Origin of the sequence: Bradyrhizobium sp. HKCCYLRH2047 (assembly GCF_051168175.1) — a bacterium.
In the GTDB taxonomy this organism is placed as follows: domain Bacteria; phylum Pseudomonadota; class Alphaproteobacteria; order Rhizobiales; family Xanthobacteraceae; genus Bradyrhizobium.
The window spans coordinates 367,846-384,988 of record NZ_JBNPUM010000002.1; the positions used below are offsets into that span (position 1 = coordinate 367,846).

The window sequence follows — 17,143 nt, forward strand, 5'->3', positions numbered from 1 at the left end:
GGAACCTAAGGTAGTATGAACGAGGTCGAGCCAAGTTTCGCAGCTGTGCCGTTCATGTCGAAAATTCCAGTTGCAACATGGTCCACTGCACGCGAACGGGATCATGGCGGCACACCGGCTGCGCGCAGCGCCTCCGCATAGGTTGTGGCGAGCGTCCCGGCCGGAAATGGGATCCGTTCGAGGAACTCGGACACCGTGAGATGCGGTTCGAGGCTCAGAAGCTGACGGGCGACGTCGCCGGCGCGCGCCATCTCTCCGTTCCTGACCAGGGCGACGATCAGGACGCGAAGCGCGACGGCGAAACGCCGGTTCTGCGCCAGCGCGATCTCCGCCCATTGAATGGCGGCAGCGCGATCGTCCTCCGCCACCGCGCAGATCGCCAGCGCTCCGGCTGCGAACCATCCCCGCGGATCGCGCGGGTTCAGCCGCCGCGCCCGTTCGATCATCGCGCGTCCCGCAGCCGTGTGTCCGGCCATGATCTCGATCCAACCGCTCAAGGTCAGCGCCATCGCCGAGTTCGGGTTGATCACAAGCGAGCGGCGGAACAGCTCTCGTGCCGGGGCGATGTCCTCGGCCATGTTCCAGATCGCGAAGGCCGCCATCCACAGCACCTGCGCGTCACTGGGCGCATGCTCGCACGCCTGCCACGCCCGCGCCACGGCAGCCGTGCGATAGTTCTCGTCCGGCGCGCTCCAGCCCTGGAAGTGGCGCAGCGCCTGGCAATAGGCCCAAGCCGCCATCGCGGGTGCGCAGGCGGGATCGATCGCCAACGCCTGGTCCAGACAGACGATCGCCGCAGCGAGGCTGTCGGGCGTGAAGGCGTCACGCAGGCTGGCGGCGCGCAGCAGCAGGTCGTAGGCGTCGGGATGCAGCGGCGGCGTCGCCCGCCGCCGCTCGCCTTCCGCCAGTTCGAGCGTCGGTTCGATCGCGGCCACGATGCTTTCGGTGATGCGGTCCTGCAGCGCGAACACGTCGTCCAGCTGACCGTCGAAGCGCTCCGCCCATAGATGGGCGCCGGACGCCGCATCGATCAGCTGCCCGTTGATGCGCAGGCGGGACCCTGCGCGGCGCACGCTGCCTTCGAGAACGTAGCCGACGCCGAGCTCGCGTCCGACCGCCCGAATATCGACGGCCTTGCCCTTGTATATGAAGGAGGAGTTGCGGGCGATCACGGCGAGGCCGCTGCAGCGGGACAGCGCGGTGATGATGTCCTCGGCCATGCCATCGGCGAAATAGTCCTGCTCCGGATCGCCGCTCATGTTGGTGAACGGCAGCACGGCGATGGCGGGGCCGTCGAACGCGGGCGCGGCCGACACCGCCGGCGTCTGCACCGCTTCGGCCTGCTCACGGACCTCGCCGACGAAGCGGACACCCTTGCGAGGAATGGTGCGGATGAGGCGCTGCGCCTCGCCGCTGTCGCCGATCGCGCTGCGCGCCGCGCTGATGCGGCTCGCCAGCGTCGCCTCGGAGACGATGCGGCCGCCCCACACCTCGGCGAGGATGTCGTCTCGGCTGACAACGCGGTCCCGCGTCTTGATCAGGAACGCGAGCAGGTCGAACACCTGCGGTTCCATCGCGACCAGGCCGCCGCCGCGGCGCAGCTCGCGGCGGTCGGGATCGAGCACGAAATCGTCGAAGCAATATACCACATGCACCGTCCTGGCCGCCGGCTTCACCTTCGCGTCACGCGATCAGCAAAATCAAGCCGGCCTCAAGGAAAAATCAATGCCTCCTCCAAGCGCCGCGCGGGCGCAAGGCGCACAACAACGGCACATCGGAACCAGGAGCCTCTGCCATGCCGACCGTTCTTCGCCCCAGCCGACGCTGCTTCCTCACCCTTGCCGGAACCGCCGTTGCGGCCCTTCAACTCGGCTCCAGCGCAGGGCAGGCGCAGGGCTTCAAGTCGGCGTCGAAGCTGCCGGAGATCCCCCCAGGGGCGGGGACGTCGCTCGGACCGATCAAGCAGGTCACGGCCGGCGAGGTCAGCATCGGCTATGTCGAGACAGGTCCAGCCGATGGGCCCGTAATCATCCTGCTGCACGGCTGGCCGTACGACATCCACAGCTTCGCCGACGTCGCGCCGGCGCTGGCCGCGTTCGGCCATCGCGTCATCATTCCGCATCTGCGCGGCTACGGCACGACGCGGCTGCTGTCGCCGTCCGCGTTGCGCAGCGGCCAGCCGGTCGCCGTCGCCGCCGACATCGTCGCGCTGATGGACGCGCTTGCGATCAGGATCGCAACCCTCGCCGGCTACGACTGGGGCGCGCGCACCGCCAACATCATCGCGGCGCTGTGGCCGGAGCGGTGCAAGGCGATGGTCTCGGTCAGCGGCTATCTGATCGGCAGCCAGCAGGCCGGCCGCATGCCGCTGCCGCCGGCCGCCGAGCTGCAATGGTGGTATCAGTTCTACTTCGCGACCGAGCGCGGCCGCGAGGGCTACGACAAGAACCGGCGCGACTTCGCCAGGCTGATCTGGCAGACGGCCTCGCCGAAATGGACGTTCGACGACGCCACGTTCGCGCGCAGCGCCGCCGCCTTCGATAATCCCGATCACGTCGACATCGTCGTGCACAATTATCGCTGGCGGCTCGGCCTCGCGCAGGGCGAGGCGAAATACGATGCGCTGGAGGCGAAGCTCGCGACCTTTCCTGACATCAGCGTCCCCACCATCACGATGGAGGGCGATGCCAACGGCGCGCCGCATCCGGCGCCAGAAGCCTATGCCAGGAAGTTCACCGGCCGCTACGAACACCGGCTGATCACTGGCGGCATCGGCCACAACCTGCCGCAGGAGGCGCCGCAGGCGTTTGCGCAGGCGGTGCTTGACGTGACGGCGAGCGCGTAGCGCCGACGATCTCAGGCGGGAGCGCGTTGCTTTTCTTGGCGTTGCAGCCACGTCTCGCGCCGCACGATCCATTGCTCGGAGCGGGTCTCGCCATTGTGGTGCGCGACCTCGATGAAGCCGACGAACTCGGCGCCCGTCTTCTGCTTGACCCGCCGTGACGCGATGTTGCTCGCGACGTTGCAGACGGTGAACTGATCGAGGCCGAGCGGACCGAAGGCGAAGTCGTTCACGGCGGCGACCGCCTCGCTCATCAGCCCGCGATTCCAATAGGGCTCGGCGAGCCAGAAGCCGCGATGGCCCTTCGTCGAGTCCATGCGCGGCCGGAAGTGAATGTTGCCGATGGCCTCGCCGTCACCGTCGCGCAGCGCAAGCACCCATTGATACAGCTCCTCGCCGGCCGCGATCCTGTCGAGCTGCAGCCTCACGAAGGTCTCGGCGCCGTCGGGAGGATAGGGCCACGGAACGACGGCTGCGAGGTTGCGGATGACGTTCCAGTTGTCGAACCCACGCTGGATCGCCGGCGCATCGGCGAGCGACAGCGGCCGCAGGATCAGACGGGCGGTCTGCAACGTGGGCGAGAGCATGACGCCATGTTGTCGTTTACCAAGCTCGTCCGCAAGCCGGGGTTGCTCCGCCGCCCGACCCGCATGTCACTGATAATGCGCATCGGGCGTCGCCATTAAGGTTGCCAGGAACTTTCACGCCCGTGCTGGAGCCCGATACTTCCACAACGTTGCATTGCAGTGCATGAATTCGGGCACACGCAACCTGCGCGACTGCAGCGTGCGTACAACCGTCGCAGGAAACTGTGCCGGCTCGGGCTCAGGGTTGCGCCCGAACGTCAACCATTCGTCTGCCGCGAGATCATCACGCAGATCTTGGGCGGGCGCGATTCGGGGTGTCGTGGACATGAAGCGCAAAGCGGCGGATCGTCAGTTACGTCGTCTGCAGGCGGAGCAGAGCTTCGATCCACGCACATGGCGCGATCGGCAGCTCGGCCGTGCCGTTCCGTTCTACGGCTCGGAGCTGTTCCAGCTCGGCTGCCCGCCGCTGGCGTCGTTCATCGCCGCGTTCCTCGGCTGTCTGATGACCCTGCATCTGAGTGCAACCGGGCTGTCGCCGCTGATTGCCTCGGCGGCGGCGGCTTTGCTGCTGTGCGCCTCGCTGATCCTGACACGGACCGCGGATCTGGTGCCGAGCACGTTCTTCTCGTCGGCCTATGGCGGCAGCTTCGTCGGCATGACTCCGGTGGCGCTGTTGAACGCAAGCGTCATTCGCGCCGGCCTGCCGCTCGACGCCGCCTTCGTTCTGCTCTCGCTGTTCTGTGGACTGGTGTTCTGTCTGGGCTGTGCGCTCGACATGTGGCTGCGTGGCGGGCTCGCGCGCGGCTATGGCGGACGACTGGGCGCGCTGGCGGCGGTCGCTTCGTTCCTGTTCGTCGGTCTCGCGCCGCTGCTCGGCACCGAGGGCGAGCTGTTTCCGATCGCGCGCCGCGGCGTGCTGGAGCAGGGGCTCGGCAGCACCGCGCTCACCTTCGCGTTGTGCGCGGTCGGCATGCTGGCGACGATGGCCGCCTTGCGCTGGGCGCCCGTGGCAGGGTCGCGCCGCGCGGTACGCATCTTCGTTGCGGCGTCGGTGGCCTTTGCCGGCCTCGTGGTGCTGCAGCTTCTGCCCAGCGGGGCCCCTGATCTCGACGCCTATTCTGCCGGTTGCTTCGTCGGCATGTCGTCGTCGCGGCGGCTGCGCAGCCTGCCGCAGGCGATGGCTGCGGCGGTGCTGCTGACGGGCCTGTTGATCCTCACCGGTCCCATCCTGCCGAGCGTCGGCGGCAGCCTCGGATACATCGCCTTCGTCTCGGTCATCTTCGTGGATGCTGCGGTTCGTCTGTTCGTCGAGGCAGGGGAATCGCCGTGGCAGACCGTCCTCGCCTGGACGCGGGGACTCGTCGCCACACTCGCCATTTTCGCGGTGCTGCTCGCCAGCGAGCTGATGTTTCAGCCGCCGGTGGCGGAGCCCAACGGTCCGTTCGTGAACGCGGACAAAGCCGCCGCGCCGGTGCGGACCACGATGCCCTTACACGACGAGGATCGGCGCGATGGCGCGGCGTTCGGCGAGCCGGCCTCGGCCGCTGACACAGCGCCGGATCTGCCGCTTCAGATCCTGAATCCGGAGGGCGCCAATCCGCTCGCCCTGCGGCCCTCGAGTGAGCCGGCCCAGGAGTCCGCGTCGCCCGCGTCTGCAGAGCCGTCCCGGCGGATCGGTCGCGATGGTCGGCCGGCGGGCGTCCTGGCTGCGCGGCTGAAGCGCCAACAGACACGGGTGGTGCCGCACGCGACGACCCGACAGCACATCATGGCCCGCCATGAGGTGCAGCAGCCCGTGCCGGAGTGGCGACCTGATCCGTCGACGTTGGCGGGCCCCTGACGGGCCGCGAGCATTTTTGCGGCCATAACCCGACTCGGCCATACCTCCGCACGCGTTTTGCCATGTTTTCACTGCATCGTGCACACAGCGGTGCTTAGCGGATGATGCAGGCCCGTCCGGCTCTTGTCTTCTGCTCGTACGTCAGGACGCAAACGACGTGGGGTCTTTCGCCCGCATCGCGGCTGTCGTTCGGCGTCAGGAGGAGGTGAGGGCCGAGCCGATCCACATTTGGGGGCGGTTCGCAGATGCAGCAGGCCTTTGATGGTGCGCCATACCGGACGGGCCTGCCGGTCCTGTTCCAGCCGCGTCCTCAGCCGCGGCGTTCTGATCTCCCTGTTGCGCTTGTCGTGGCCTTCGCCGGCGCCTTTCTCGGTTGTCTTGCCACGCTGCATCTGAACGCGCTGGGCCTGTCGCCCGCGCTCGCCTCGGCGGCGGTGACGGTCGTGCTGTGCGCAGGCCTGGTCGTCGCGTCTCCGGACAACCTCGCCGCGACCACGTTTTCGTCCTCGGTCTATGGCGGCAGCTTCAGCGGCATGACTCCGATCGGACAGCTCAGCGAAAGCGTCGCTCGTACCGGATTGCCACAGGAGGCATCGCTCTATCTGCTGTCGATATCCTGCGGCCTGCTGTTCTGCATCTTCACTGCGATCGAAACCCGGCGGCGCGTCGTGCTGTTGCAGGGCTATGGTGGTCGGCTCGGCGTGTTGGCTGCGATCGGATCGCTGCTATTCGTCACGCTCGGGCCGTGGCTCGCCGGACAAGGCGGATCGCTCCGTCTGGGGCATCTGAATCAATTCGACCAGGAGCTCGGTGGCTCGCTCGCGATCCTTGCGGCCTGTCTCGCCGGGACGTTCCTGACCATGGTCATGCAACGGCTTCCGCACGTCGCAGAGTCGGGGCGGGCAGCCCGCACCTTCGTCTCGGCCACGCTGGCGTTTGCCGGAATGGCGGTCATGCGAGGGCTCTGGTCCGACGAACGCTGTCTCGTCGATGCCTATTATGCCGGATGTTTTCTCGGGATGTCTTCGCCGCAGCGGCTGTCAGGCCGGTTGCAGCCGATCGTGGCCGCGCTGACGCTCACCGTGGTTCTGGTCCAGGCTTCGACGGTTCTGCCCCTGGTCGGCGGCAGCCTCGGCCTTGCGGCGTTCATTGCGGTGGCCGGCGTCGACCTGGCTTGGCGGACGGGTGGCGCGATGTCCGTTCCCCCATCCACGAAGCTCGCGCTTGGCCGAAGCCTGGCCGTCGCCGTGACGGCGGCGGGGTTTCTGCTGCCGAGCCATGTTTTTCACGGGCTGGCCGACGAGACGGCCGGCGTGGTCCTGTACGAGCCGGATCCGGCCGACACTCCTTCTGCTGCGGTCCAACCTGAAAGGCAGATCGTGGACGCCGTTCCGGACGCAGGCTCGCCGGCGCCGGTCGGGCCTGCCGTGGACCTCGATCCGGCCCCCGCCGCCGTCACCAAGGCCGAGGTCATTGCGATTGACGCCGCGCCCCTCGCAGTCGCTGCTCCCGCGGTCGGCGAGGCCCCGGCACCGCCGGTGCGCGCAGAACAGACTCGGACCCGGCGGACGAGTCGCACCGTGCCAGGCTATTCGCTGCCGCCTCGGGCGGATTCGGGACCCTGGGGCATCATCCGCAGCGGCGATCCCGGGCGGACCGGCGCGGCTGATGCCCGTCCGGTGCGCGCGAAGCCCGCCGCTGTCCGTGCCGTCGTCCCGACATCGGCGGCGCCGCGCCCGGCGCCGCGCGCCCAGCTTCAGAACGCACCGAAGAAGCCGGCGCGGGCGGCCGCGACGGTCTCCCCCGAATGAGCCATTCCTGAAATTGGCGTCAGCCGAACTTGCGCCGCGCGTCGAGCGCGAGCCCGATGCCGACGCTGCCGAGCAGGTCGGTCTCGGCGATGCGCGCCGCCGGAAACAGCGCCAGGATGGCCTGACGCAGCGCCGGCACCATGCTCGAGCCGCCGGTGAGGAAGATGGTGTTGATGGCAGCGGCCTCGACGCCGGCATCGTCGAGCAGCTTCGTCACCGTGCCGACGACGCGCTCGACGGAATCGGCGATGGCGCGGTCGAAATCCTTGCGCGTGAACTTGATGCGCGCCCAGTCGTCCTTCTCCGACAGCACCGAGATCAGCGACTTCGCCGCTGTCAGCGCGATCTTGGCCTGCTCGACGCCGATCGCGAGCGTATGGCCGCGATGCTCCTCCACCACCTTGATGAAGCGGTCGACCAGATCGCGCCGCTCGGCCTCGTAGCGGATCTGGCGCAGCTCGCCGATCACGCCTCTCTTGTAGAGCTGGTTGATGCGGTGCCAAGTGGCGAGCTCGTGGTAGTACAGCGTCGGCAAATTGCGCTTGCCGTCGGCGGTCAGGCTGCCATAGCCGAGATGCGGCATCACGCTCTTCAGACTGAGCAGCCGGTCGAAATCGGTGCCGCCGATATGGATGCCGCCATTGGCGAGGATGTCGTCCTCGCGATGCGCCTTGCTGCGCCGCTCAGGCGAGACGCGCACGATCGAAAAATCCGAGGTGCCGCCGCCGATGTCGACGATCAGCACCAGCTCTTCGTGCGCGACCTGCTGCTCGTAGTCGAGCGCGGCGGCGATCGGCTCATATTGGAACGCGATGTGCTTGAAGCCCTGGTCGCGCGCGATTCCCTCCAGCGCGCTCTGCGCTTCCGCGTCGGCCGCATCATCCTTGTCGACGAAGCGGACGGGACGGCCGAGCACGACCTGGTTGATCTCCCTGCCGAGCCTCTTCTCGATCTGCGTCTTCAGATGCGCGAAGAAGAAGCCGAGGATGCCGGCAAACGGCACCGCCTTCTGCCGGATATAGGTCTTCTCGTGAATCAGCGCGGTGCCGAGGATGCTCTTCAGCGCGCGCATGAAGCGGCCGTCGTGGCCGGTCAGATAGCGCTCGATCGCGTTGCGCCCGAACTGGATGCCGTGATCCTCGAAATCGAAGAACATCGCGCTCGGCAAGGTCCGCTGCTCGCCCTCCAGGGGGATGAGCTGGGCTGAGGCACGATCGCTGAGGCCGACGGTGGTGTTCGAAGTGCCGAAGTCGATGCCACAATGGGCCGCTGCCGCCATGCTCGTCTCGTTTCCGTCCGGGGGGCGGTCCGCTTAGCCGTTCGGCGGCGCGATGTCATCCGCGAATGTGCGGAGCAGCGCGCATGGCAGTCGTCTGGCGGAGAGATGACTGTGCATCCCTGCCTGTCGAAGGTGCAGTCGGGGGCTCTCACGCCCCCGGCTGTCCGGTGATCATCCCGCCGGCCTGAACGCCGGTCCCTCGAAGCGCAGCCCGGCTGCGCCACGTTCGACGCTGTCATGCGCCGCGTGGATGAGGCGCGCCTCGCCGGCGTCCGCCAGGCGCGCGCGGCCGTCCAGCAGTGCAGCGAGACGCGCGAGCGCCAGCGCCTTATTGCGATGCTGCGAGCGGCCGTCGCGCGCGATCGCGACCAGCCCCGTCGGCACGTGAACCGCGCGCACCGCGCTCTCGGTCTTGTTCTGGTGCTGGCCGCCGGGCCCGCCGGCACGAAAGCTTTCGAACCGGACGTCGGTGGCCGCCAACGTCGCCATCCGCTCCGACAGGGGCAGATCGACGATGCCGACGAACCAGTTCTTGCGGCCGTGATGCGGCCGCAGCGGACTGCGGCAGACCCAGAGCAGCGAGCCCTGCGTCCAGCGCCGCGCGAGGTCAGACGCCGTCGACCCGTCCAGCACGACGATCGCGCTGGCCGGCCCATGCCGGTCGGTCTGCTCTCGCGCGATCGCGCATGCGCAATCCGCCGCCTCGGCCTCGTTGGCGAGCCGCTGAAGCGCATGCGCCACCGCGAGCCGGCATTCGGCGGGACCGCGCCCCGCCGTGAGGAGCAGCCGTCTCATCGCCGGTCCTCCTTGCGCGGCCGCTCGACGGCGATCTTCTTCACCGTCACCAGCGGGCGGAAGCTGGCGACGACGCGCGCGAGCCCGAATGCTTCGAGATCGGCGATCACGCCGGCGATCGGCTTGTAGGCCTCCGGTGCCTCCTCGGCGAGCAGCGCGCGGTCCTCGCAGATCACGCGGCCGCCGAACGGATTGCGCGCGAGACGCTCGCGATCCGATCGCGTGGCGCCGACACGGCCGATCATCGATGACCGGTCGAACTTGCGACCGGCGCCATGGGCGATCGACCACAACGCCTCGTTTGGCGCTGACGCGAGCGGCGCGACCAGATAGGATAGCGCGCCGCGCGAGCCCGGCACGACGACGAGCCCCCGGTCGGACGGCGCCGCGCCTTTCCGGTGCAGCACGCCGTCTGCGCGGTGCTCGATGCAATTGTGCGAGCACGCGCAGACCGGATCGGCCTCACAGCGCAAGGCCGTCGCGGCCCGCTGCGCGATGATCTGCCGGTTCAGCGACGCCCAGCGCAGCGCGTGGTCATGCGCGGCCAGATAGGCCTGACCGGCTTCGCTGTCGGGGGCGAGCGGCTTCAGCCCGTCCGCGACGTGCCGTTCGAGCAGCGCGTGGCCGAGGCCGCGCGAGCCCGAATGCACCAGCAGATGCGCGCGGTCGCGATCGATGCCGCAGCACGGATCGAACACCTCCTCGACCGCCTGCAGCTCGCAGAAATGATTGCCGCCGCCGATCGTGCCGAGCGAGGCATCGAAGTCGGACGGTGCCAGCTCACATCTCGCGAGCTCGCTTGCGATGTCGCCGTCATAGGGTGTGGCGACGTCGCGCAGCCGGTCGGCCGCCTTGTCGACGCGGATGCGGCGCGACGCGAGGTCGAGCGCGAACAGCGCCATGCCGCAGCCCGCGTCGGAGCCGACGAAGGCCGGGTGGATATGGTCGGCGAGAATGGCGCAGCCGACCGGGCCGAACTTGCCGGGATGCAGGTCCGGCATGCCGGCGACGGCACGCACGCCGGAGATGGCAGCCACCGTTTCGAGCTGGCGCACGGCGGCGCCCTCGATCCAGGAGCTGGACGAGTAGTAACCGTGAATCGGCGCACGGCCGTCCACGCGATGGGAATTGCCCATGGGAGTACCTTGGAGACAGACAGGGAGATATGGTCAGGGATGATCAGCGCGCGCGAAGGCGCACGCAGGCCGCTCCACACCTCGCCTCACGCGAGGATCAGGCCCGGCGGCTCCTGGCGGAGCAACGGATGATCGCAGTCATCGTCTTTCTCCAATCGGCGGAGCGGAATGCTCGACGCCGGTGGCGTACTAATCACATCGTTCGTGGTTTGACAATGCGTCTGATGAGTTGATCTGCTGGCTGTGGCGGACGCGACACGGCAACCGCCGCAGCGATCAGAACAACGTCAGGAAATCGATGCGTCGACGATGACCTTGTCGAAGGACGGTGGCGGATCGATTACCGGGAGCACCCCATGCGACGGAAGCGCTGCGACCTGAGCGACATGTCCGCCACGCAGCCGATGATGCCGAGCCGGCGTACCCGAACGATCGTATCAGTCATGGTTCAAAGTCTCCCATGCTGCCGTCGGTCAAGCTCATATAAGGCGTGCCCCCAGCTGCTGCGCCTCCCAGCCTTCAAGGAATTCACGCTGCTGCGTGATCCAGCGGACCGGCTCGCTGCCCCACTCGCGCGAGCGGCTGGCCTGTTCGCCCATCAGCCAGATGTGCCTGACGATCACGAAGGCATGCGCGGCCTCGAAATCCGCCGCCGAGATCGGGCGGACCGATCGATAGCCGTCGACGAAAGCATGCCACGCCGCGTGAAAGCGCCGACCGAACGACAGCTTGGCCCACAGGAACACAGCCAGGTCATAGGCCAGATAGCCGCGGCCGCTATCGTCGAAATCGAAGAAGACGGCCTCGCCAGCGGCGCCGATACGCGCATTGAAGCCATGGCAGTCGCCGTGACAATGCGTCCACGCCAGGCCTTGCATCGCCTCGATTCCGGCGGCTGTTCGCGCACAGACCTCCTGAAGAAAGCCGCCGTCGTCGGATCCGATGGTGCGACAGAGATTCTCAACGCGCGCGAGCGGCCGGTGCAACAGATGGTCGAGGTCCAGCCGGTAGAGCGGCGCTTCCGGCTGATAAGACATCGCCGCATCGTGGACTCTCGCAAGCGTGACGCCGTTGGCGTGAGCATCGGATTGCGAGGCGACGTCCGGCATTCGTCCATCGATTGCGGGAAACAGCACGCCTTCCCGTCGGCCTTCCGCCGCCTCGCCGCGCACGAACAGGTTGCCGTCGCGCGCCGGAACGGCCGCGGCTACGGGCACGCCGCAGCGCGCCAGATGCGCGAGAAAGTCGGTTTCGGTGCGGACATCGGCCGCGCCTCGGGCGCGGTGATGCGACAGCCGAAAGACGTAGCGGTCGCCGCTCGCGGTCGTGACAAGATAGACGTCGTTGAAACCGCGATTCACCATTCGGCACGCGAGCGGCTCTGATAGCACGTAGTGATGGGCCACGAAGCGTCCGATGCTCTCGGCGCTGGTTGTCGTGTAGAGCGGCTCGAATTCGGGCACAGTGCCTGTTCCGGAATGATGCGATGTTGTGGCATCCTAAGCCGCTGCGGCTCGCGGTGGAAGGCGGCGAACGCGCGTGTGATGGAGTCGCTCAGGCGTATTCAGGTCGTGCGGGGCTGCCCGCCGGCCAAATCAGTCAATGTTTCGCGCGCAATCGGCCGACATTGTCCAGAGCCTCGACGAAAAAGATTCTTGTTTCTTGTTTTCGGAATTTGTGGTCATCTATCGCCATCCCGCCTCATGCAGAGGGGCGTACGCGTCGTCACGATACGCTGGGGTGGGGAGTGGTGGCCGTTGCGATGTCGGGCGCGTTCGCGCGCAGACGACTGACGCCGTGACGGACGGTCAAGCCGTGTGGTCCTGGCGCCCCGACGCTGGCGTCAAGTCTGCTGCGACATGACGTGTCGTGCGGATGACGGGGGCAAACAAGCCGGTCCCCGGGGAGAGCGCGGAGCAGCCGTGAAAACCATCGCGCGGGGAAGGCCGGGTCGATCCGGCTGTACCTGTGGTTCCTGCCCCGTGCATTTTCTCCGCACGGGGGCCACGGGCCTCAGCCGAGGCTCGGTCTTCCCTGCACCCTCTCGATTGCAGAGAGGGAGTTCTATCAGCACGGCTCGGGCGGATTGCGCCGCGAGAGCGCAGACGCGTGTCTCGGCAGACGCATGTAGCACGAACGCGACTGGGCGCCGGTGCGTCGGCGACCCGCGTTGCGCTGACAGGCGGTCGAATGCTGCAGCCCAGCGGATCTCGCGCAGGTCCCGGTTGACCGAGATCAACAGGGCTCGCGCTTGCTCCCTTAAGCCCCTACAACTCTGTTGTTCGTCGTGATCAGGAATGGAATTCGTGGTGCCGCAAGATCCAATCGTGCCTGCGTCCGGCTTGCGGCGTCGGCTCGGACTGCCGTTGCTCGTGCTCTACGGTACGGGCGTGACCGTCGGAGCCGGCATCTACGTCCTGATCGGCGCGGTCGCCGGCCATGCGGGCATCCATTCCTCCTGGGCGTTTGCGCTGGCGGCGTTCGTAATGACGTTCACCGCCGCCTCCTATGCCGAGCTTGCGACCCGCTATCCCGTGAGCGCCGGCGAGGCCGCCTATGTCCGCGCGGCCTTCAAGTCGCGGCTGTTGTCGACCGCGGTCGGCACGCTGCGGCTCGCCACCGGCATCATTGCCGCGGCCGCGGTGACGCTCGGCGGTGCCGGCTACATCCGGCAGCTCATCGACCTGCCGACGCCGTTGATCGCGATGGCGATCGTGGTCGCGCTCGGCATGGTGGCGTCCTGGGGCATTCTCGAATCGGTGATGCTCGCCGGACTGCTGACCCTGATCGAGACCGGCGGCCTGCTGTGGATCATCGTCTCGGCCGTCCACTCCGGCGTCGCGTTCGGCCCGGCCTTGCTGATCCCGCCGCCGCTCGAGCTCGGCGTTCTCTCCGGCATTACCTTCGCCGGCCTGCTGGCGTTCTTCGCCTTCGTCGGCTTCGAGGACCTCGCCAACGTCGTGGAAGAGGCCAAGCGCCCGCAGCGCAACATTCCGTGGGCGATGGCGCTGACGCTGCTGATCACCTCCGCGCTCTATGTGCTGATTGCCGCGATCGCGGTGACCGCCGTGCCGCCGGCCGTGCTGTCGGCCTCGCCGGCGCCGCTCAGCCTGGTGTTCAATGCCGTCGCCGGCATCAGTCCGGCGACGTTCAATGCGATCGCGATCGTGTCCACGCTCAACACCATTCTCGCCCAGATGACGATGACGGCCCGCGTCGTCTATGGCATGGCGGGGCAGGGCGACCTGCCGCGCATCGCCGGCCGGGTCGATCCCCGCACCGGAACGCCGCTGATCGCAACCGGCCTCGTCATGCTGGCGGTCGCGATCCTGGCGCTGGCCTTCCCGCTGGAGCGGCTGGCGGAAGGCACCTCGCTCGCGACGCTGACGATCTTTGCCATCGTCAATCTGTGCCTGCTGCGGATTCGCATCCGGCGCATCGGGTCGGATGCTCCCTATGTCAGGGTGCCGCTATGGATTCCCGCACTCGGTCTCATCACATGTCTGCTGATGATCGTCAGCGCATTCGTCGCGCCGTGAACAGGTGTGATTCAGGACGATGGCGATGCCGGATGTCATGAGCCTCAGCCCCGAGATCATCGCGATCGTCGTCGCACTCGGCATCGGATTGCTGATCGGTCTTGAGCGCGAGCGCCGCAAGGGCGAGGGACCCGGTCGCTCGTCCGCGGGGTTGCGGACCTTTGCCGTGGCGTCGCTGGCCGGCGCGATCGGCATGCTGATCGGCGGCAAGCTGCTGCTGGCCGTCGTCACCGCCGGAATCATGGTCCTGACGGCGATCGCCTATTGGCGCTCGCGCAGCGACGATCCGGGACTGACCTCGGAGGCGGCGCTGATCCTGACCGTCCTGCTCGGCGGCCTCGCCACCGAGCGTCCGGCCCTGGCGGCGGGCGTCGCCGTCGTGCTGGCGGTGCTGCTCGCGGCGCGGCCGATGCTGCACGATTTCGTCCGTTCCGTGCTCAGCGAGAGCGAGCTCAAGGACGGCCTGATCTTTGCCGCGGCGACGCTGGTCGTGCTGCCCCTGCTTCCGGATCAGCCGATCGGTCCGTTCGGGGCGGTCAACCTGCGCGGCATCTGGACGCTCGTGGTGCTGATGATGGCCATCGGCGCCGCCGGGCATATCTCGATGCGTCTGCTCGGCGCCCGCGGCGGGCTCGCGGTGTCCGGCTTCGCCTCGGGCTTCGTCTCCAGCACCGCTACGATCGGCGCGATGGGCGCGCGGGCGCGCAAGGCGCCGGAACTTGGCGGTGCCGCCGCCGCGGGCGCGGCATTGTCGACGGTGGCGACCATCGCCCAGCTCGCCGCGGTGCTGGCCGTCACCAGCCTGCCGACGTTGCACGCGCTGCTGATTCCGCTGCTCTGCGCCGGCGCGGCGGCGGCGATCTACGGTGGGATCTTCACGATCGTCGGGCTGCGCCAGAGCGGCGCCGCCGACCTGCCGCCGGGGCGCGCCTTCAGTCTGCCGGGCGCGCTGCTGCTGGCGCTGACGATCTCGGCGGTGCTGGTGCTCTCGGCCGCATTGCGCGAGGCGTTCGGCGAAGCCGGCCTGGTGGCGAGTGCCGCCGTCGCCGGCCTCGTCGACACCCATGCGCCGGCGGTGGCCGCGGCCACGCTCGCCGCGTCGGGCAAGATCAGCGCGGCCGATGCCGTGGCGCCGGTGCTGGCGGCGCTGTCGGCGAACACGATCAGCAAGATCGTGGTGGCGTGGACCAGCGGCGGATCGTCCTTCGCCCTTCGCCTCGTTCCCGGACTCATCCTCGTGATTGCCGCCGCGTGGGCCGGCGCCTTCGGTCCGGGCCTTGCGCAGATGCTGGTCCTTCCGTGACCGCGCCGCGCCTACGCGCTGCGCGGCAAGGGCTCGCCTGCGGCAGCAGCACCGCTGCGATGCTGGACGAGCCACGCGATCGCGTCGTCCTCCTTCATCGGCTTGCCGTACAGCCAGCCCTGTCCGTAGGAACAGCCGAGCATGCGAAGGCACTCGGCATCCTGTTCGCTCTCGACGCCCTCGGCGATCATGCGGTGGCCGAGCGGCAGCGCCACCGCGGTGATGGCGGCGACGAGCTGCTGATCCCGTCGGTTGGCGGCGATGCCGTGGATGAAGGAGCGGTCGATCTTGATGGTGTCGATCTCGACCGCCATCAGGTTGGCGATCGAGGAATGGCCGACGCCGAAATCGTCGATCGCAAGACCAAATCCATATTGGTCGATCAGCTTCAATTCGTCGGCGCAGCGCCGGGGATCGAACATCGCCTCTTCGGTCACCTCGATCTCGATCCGGTGCGGATCGACGCCGTAGCGCTCGGAGACGGTCTTCAGGGTCTGCGCCGGCGAGTGAAGCGGGAATTCGCGCGGCGAGACGTTGATCGACACCCGGATGCCGTGCGCCTTCTTGCGGTCGAGCGCGCGCAGGAACGCGCAGACGCGCTCGCCCACGAACTCCGTGAGCTGGCCCGACAGGCGCAACCGGATCGCCGCGGACACGATGTCCGGCGGCGGGATCAATCCGGCGCTCGGATGCTTCCAGCGCAGCAGCGCCTCGAAGCCGATGACCTCCTGGGTCGCCATCGCCACCTGAGGCTGGAATTCGACGTGGAGCTCGCGGCGGGCCAGCGCCGCCGGCAGCTCGGCGTCGAGCCGGCGCTGCAGCGTCAGCTCGGACTGCATCTTGGCGTCGAACACGCGCATGCAGGCGCGGCCGTCGTCCTTGGCGCGGTAGAGCGCGACGTCGGCGCGGGCGGAGAGCTCTTCCAGATCGATCGGGCCTTCCGCATGGGTCGCGATGCCGATCGAGCAGCTGACGGGCAGCAACTGGCCCGCGATCGCGAGCGGCTGCGCGAGGGCGGCCATCAGCCATTCGGCAAGTGCGACGGATCGGCTCGCCACATCGTCGCCCTGCATGACGACGACGAACTCGTCGCCACCCAGGCGGACCGGCAGATCCTCGCCGCGGCAGGCGGATTGCAGCAGCGCGGCGATGGCCTGAATGACCCGGTCGCCGGCATCGTGGCCGCGCGCGTCGTTGATGGTCTTGAAGTTGTCGACGTCGATCAGGAGGAATGCGACCCCGCGTCCGGAACGGCACGCCGCGGCGGCCACGCTGCGGAAGTGACTGCGATTGGCGAGCCCGGTGAGCGAGTCCGTGCGAACCAGACGCTCCAGGGCATGATTGGCCTCGGCCACCGACTCCGCGAGCACCGTCGCCTCGATGGCGGTATTCTGGCTCGCGATGAAGTTGCGCTCGCCGAGCCGCGAGGCGCGGAACAGCATGAAGGTCAGGAACGCGACGTCGGCCGCGACGACGTAGTCGACGTCGCTGCCCGAGATCAGCATCCGCAGCACGGTCGCGCCCATCAGTGGCGCGCCGAAGGCGATCGCCATCGGCGAATAAGCGAGACTCTGGATGATGGCGCCGGTGGTGGTGCCGGCCATGATGAAGACGACGTCGTTGACGTTGTGCGCGCGGGAGAAGGCCGGCAGCGCGATCGGGACGATCGCCCACAGCACGCCGCTGGCGAAGGCCATGATGGTGAGATTGCGCAGCACGCGCTGTGCATCGCGCTCGATCCGTCCGGATGCCTTCAGGTACGACACCCATCCGGCGCGGAATGCGGCGAAAACGATGGCGGCGCCCAGCCAGCCGAAGATGAGGGTGCCGCCCTCCCTGAGATACAGCAGCAGCGCCAGCGAGGTTGCGATCGCCACGTTGGCAAACAGGGTCAGGGAAATGTTCTGCAGCGAGCTCGCCGCCTGGGCTTTCGCGAGCGCCGCCGCCTTGCACTCGGGGATTGCGGTCTGCATGCGCGGAACGGACAGCCTGCTCGAACAATGACGGAAGC

The 17,143-nt window shown here is 68.0% G+C and carries 12 protein-coding genes; 5 read left to right on the top strand and 7 right to left on the bottom strand.

Annotation, left to right across the window (positions count from 1 at the left end; genetic code table 11):
• Positions 1 to 101: 101 nt before the first annotated feature.
• Positions 102 to 1,649, bottom strand: coding sequence for a winged helix-turn-helix domain-containing protein (locus ACQR1D_RS05235; protein ID WP_315804542.1), 1,548 nt, complete (start codon positions 1,647 to 1,649; stop codon positions 102 to 104).
• Positions 1,650 to 1,795: 146 nt separating this feature from the next.
• Between ACQR1D_RS05235 and ACQR1D_RS05240 the strand changes: the two genes are divergently transcribed.
• Positions 1,796 to 2,845, top strand: a complete 1,050-nt coding sequence (locus ACQR1D_RS05240) for an alpha/beta fold hydrolase (protein ID WP_315804541.1) — start codon at positions 1,796 to 1,798, stop codon at positions 2,843 to 2,845.
• 11 nt (positions 2,846 to 2,856) lie between these two features.
• On the opposite strand, the gene ACQR1D_RS05245 is transcribed toward ACQR1D_RS05240, so the two are convergent.
• Complete coding sequence (locus tag ACQR1D_RS05245; protein WP_315804540.1) at positions 2,857 to 3,429, bottom strand: GNAT family N-acetyltransferase; 573 nt, start codon at positions 3,427 to 3,429, stop codon at positions 2,857 to 2,859.
• 325 nt (positions 3,430 to 3,754) lie between these two features.
• On the opposite strand from ACQR1D_RS05245, the gene ACQR1D_RS05250 reads away from it, so the two are divergent.
• Positions 3,755 to 5,269, top strand: coding sequence for a hypothetical protein (locus tag ACQR1D_RS05250; protein WP_315804539.1), 1,515 nt, complete (start codon positions 3,755 to 3,757; stop codon positions 5,267 to 5,269).
• Between the two features lie 347 nt (positions 5,270 to 5,616).
• Positions 5,617 to 7,080: a hypothetical protein gene (locus tag ACQR1D_RS05255; RefSeq protein ID WP_434893777.1), complete on the top strand. Its 1,464-nt coding sequence runs from the start codon at positions 5,617 to 5,619 to the stop codon at positions 7,078 to 7,080.
• Positions 7,081 to 7,099: 19 nt separating this feature from the next.
• Here ACQR1D_RS05255 and ACQR1D_RS05260 read toward each other — a convergent pair whose 3' ends face one another.
• The 4 genes from ACQR1D_RS05260 to ACQR1D_RS05275 form a co-directional block, all read right to left on the bottom strand.
• Positions 7,100 to 8,359, bottom strand: a complete 1,260-nt coding sequence (locus ACQR1D_RS05260) for an Hsp70 family protein (protein WP_315804537.1) — start codon at positions 8,357 to 8,359, stop codon at positions 7,100 to 7,102.
• 171 nt (positions 8,360 to 8,530) lie between these two features.
• Positions 8,531 to 9,154, bottom strand: a complete 624-nt coding sequence (gene prfH, locus ACQR1D_RS05265; protein WP_434838008.1) for a peptide chain release factor H — start codon at positions 9,152 to 9,154, stop codon at positions 8,531 to 8,533.
• Complete coding sequence (locus tag ACQR1D_RS05270; protein ID WP_434838007.1) at positions 9,151 to 10,290, bottom strand: RNA ligase RtcB family protein; 1,140 nt, start codon at positions 10,288 to 10,290, stop codon at positions 9,151 to 9,153. The genes prfH and ACQR1D_RS05270 overlap by 4 nt, the downstream gene beginning before the upstream one ends.
• 479 nt (positions 10,291 to 10,769) lie before the next feature.
• Complete coding sequence (locus ACQR1D_RS05275) at positions 10,770 to 11,753, bottom strand: phosphotransferase enzyme family protein (protein ID WP_316217994.1); 984 nt, start codon at positions 11,751 to 11,753, stop codon at positions 10,770 to 10,772.
• 846 nt (positions 11,754 to 12,599) lie between these two features.
• Here ACQR1D_RS05275 and ACQR1D_RS05280 point away from each other — a divergent pair.
• Entirely contained in the window at positions 12,600 to 13,829 is a 1,230-nt protein-coding gene (locus ACQR1D_RS05280; RefSeq protein WP_434838005.1) for an APC family permease, read from the top strand.
• A 25-nt stretch (positions 13,830 to 13,854) separates the two neighbouring features.
• On the top strand, positions 13,855 to 15,132 hold the full coding sequence (locus ACQR1D_RS05285; RefSeq protein ID WP_434838004.1) for an MgtC/SapB family protein: 1,278 nt from the start codon (positions 13,855 to 13,857) through the stop codon (positions 15,130 to 15,132).
• Positions 15,133 to 15,143: 11 nt separating this feature from the next.
• On the opposite strand, the gene ACQR1D_RS05290 is transcribed toward ACQR1D_RS05285, so the two are convergent.
• The gene (locus ACQR1D_RS05290) at positions 15,144 to 17,105 is read right to left on the bottom strand and encodes a putative bifunctional diguanylate cyclase/phosphodiesterase (protein WP_434838003.1); all 1,962 of its coding nucleotides are present in this window, start codon (positions 17,103 to 17,105) and stop codon (positions 15,144 to 15,146) included.
• Between the last annotated feature and the right edge of the window lie 38 nt (positions 17,106 to 17,143).

Bases quoted from the DNA above. Each gene is read 5' to 3' on its own strand.
- ACQR1D_RS05240 (WP_315804541.1), top strand. From the start codon at position 1,796: ATGCCGACCGTTCTTCGCCCCAGCCGACGCTGCTTCCTCACCCTTGCC.
- ACQR1D_RS05245 (WP_315804540.1), bottom strand. From the start codon at position 3,429: ATGCTCTCGCCCACGTTGCAGACCGCCCGTCTGATCCTGCGGCCGCTG.
- ACQR1D_RS05250 (WP_315804539.1), top strand. From the start codon at position 3,755: ATGAAGCGCAAAGCGGCGGATCGTCAGTTACGTCGTCTGCAGGCGGAG.
- ACQR1D_RS05260 (WP_315804537.1), bottom strand. From the start codon at position 8,359: ATGGCGGCAGCGGCCCATTGTGGCATCGACTTCGGCACTTCGAACACC.
- prfH (WP_434838008.1), bottom strand. From the start codon at position 9,154: ATGAGACGGCTGCTCCTCACGGCGGGGCGCGGTCCCGCCGAATGCCGG.
- ACQR1D_RS05270 (WP_434838007.1), bottom strand. From the start codon at position 10,290: ATGGGCAATTCCCATCGCGTGGACGGCCGTGCGCCGATTCACGGTTAC.
- ACQR1D_RS05285 (WP_434838004.1), top strand. From the start codon at position 13,855: ATGCCGGATGTCATGAGCCTCAGCCCCGAGATCATCGCGATCGTCGTC.
- ACQR1D_RS05290 (WP_434838003.1), bottom strand. From the start codon at position 17,105: ATGCAGACCGCAATCCCCGAGTGCAAGGCGGCGGCGCTCGCGAAAGCC.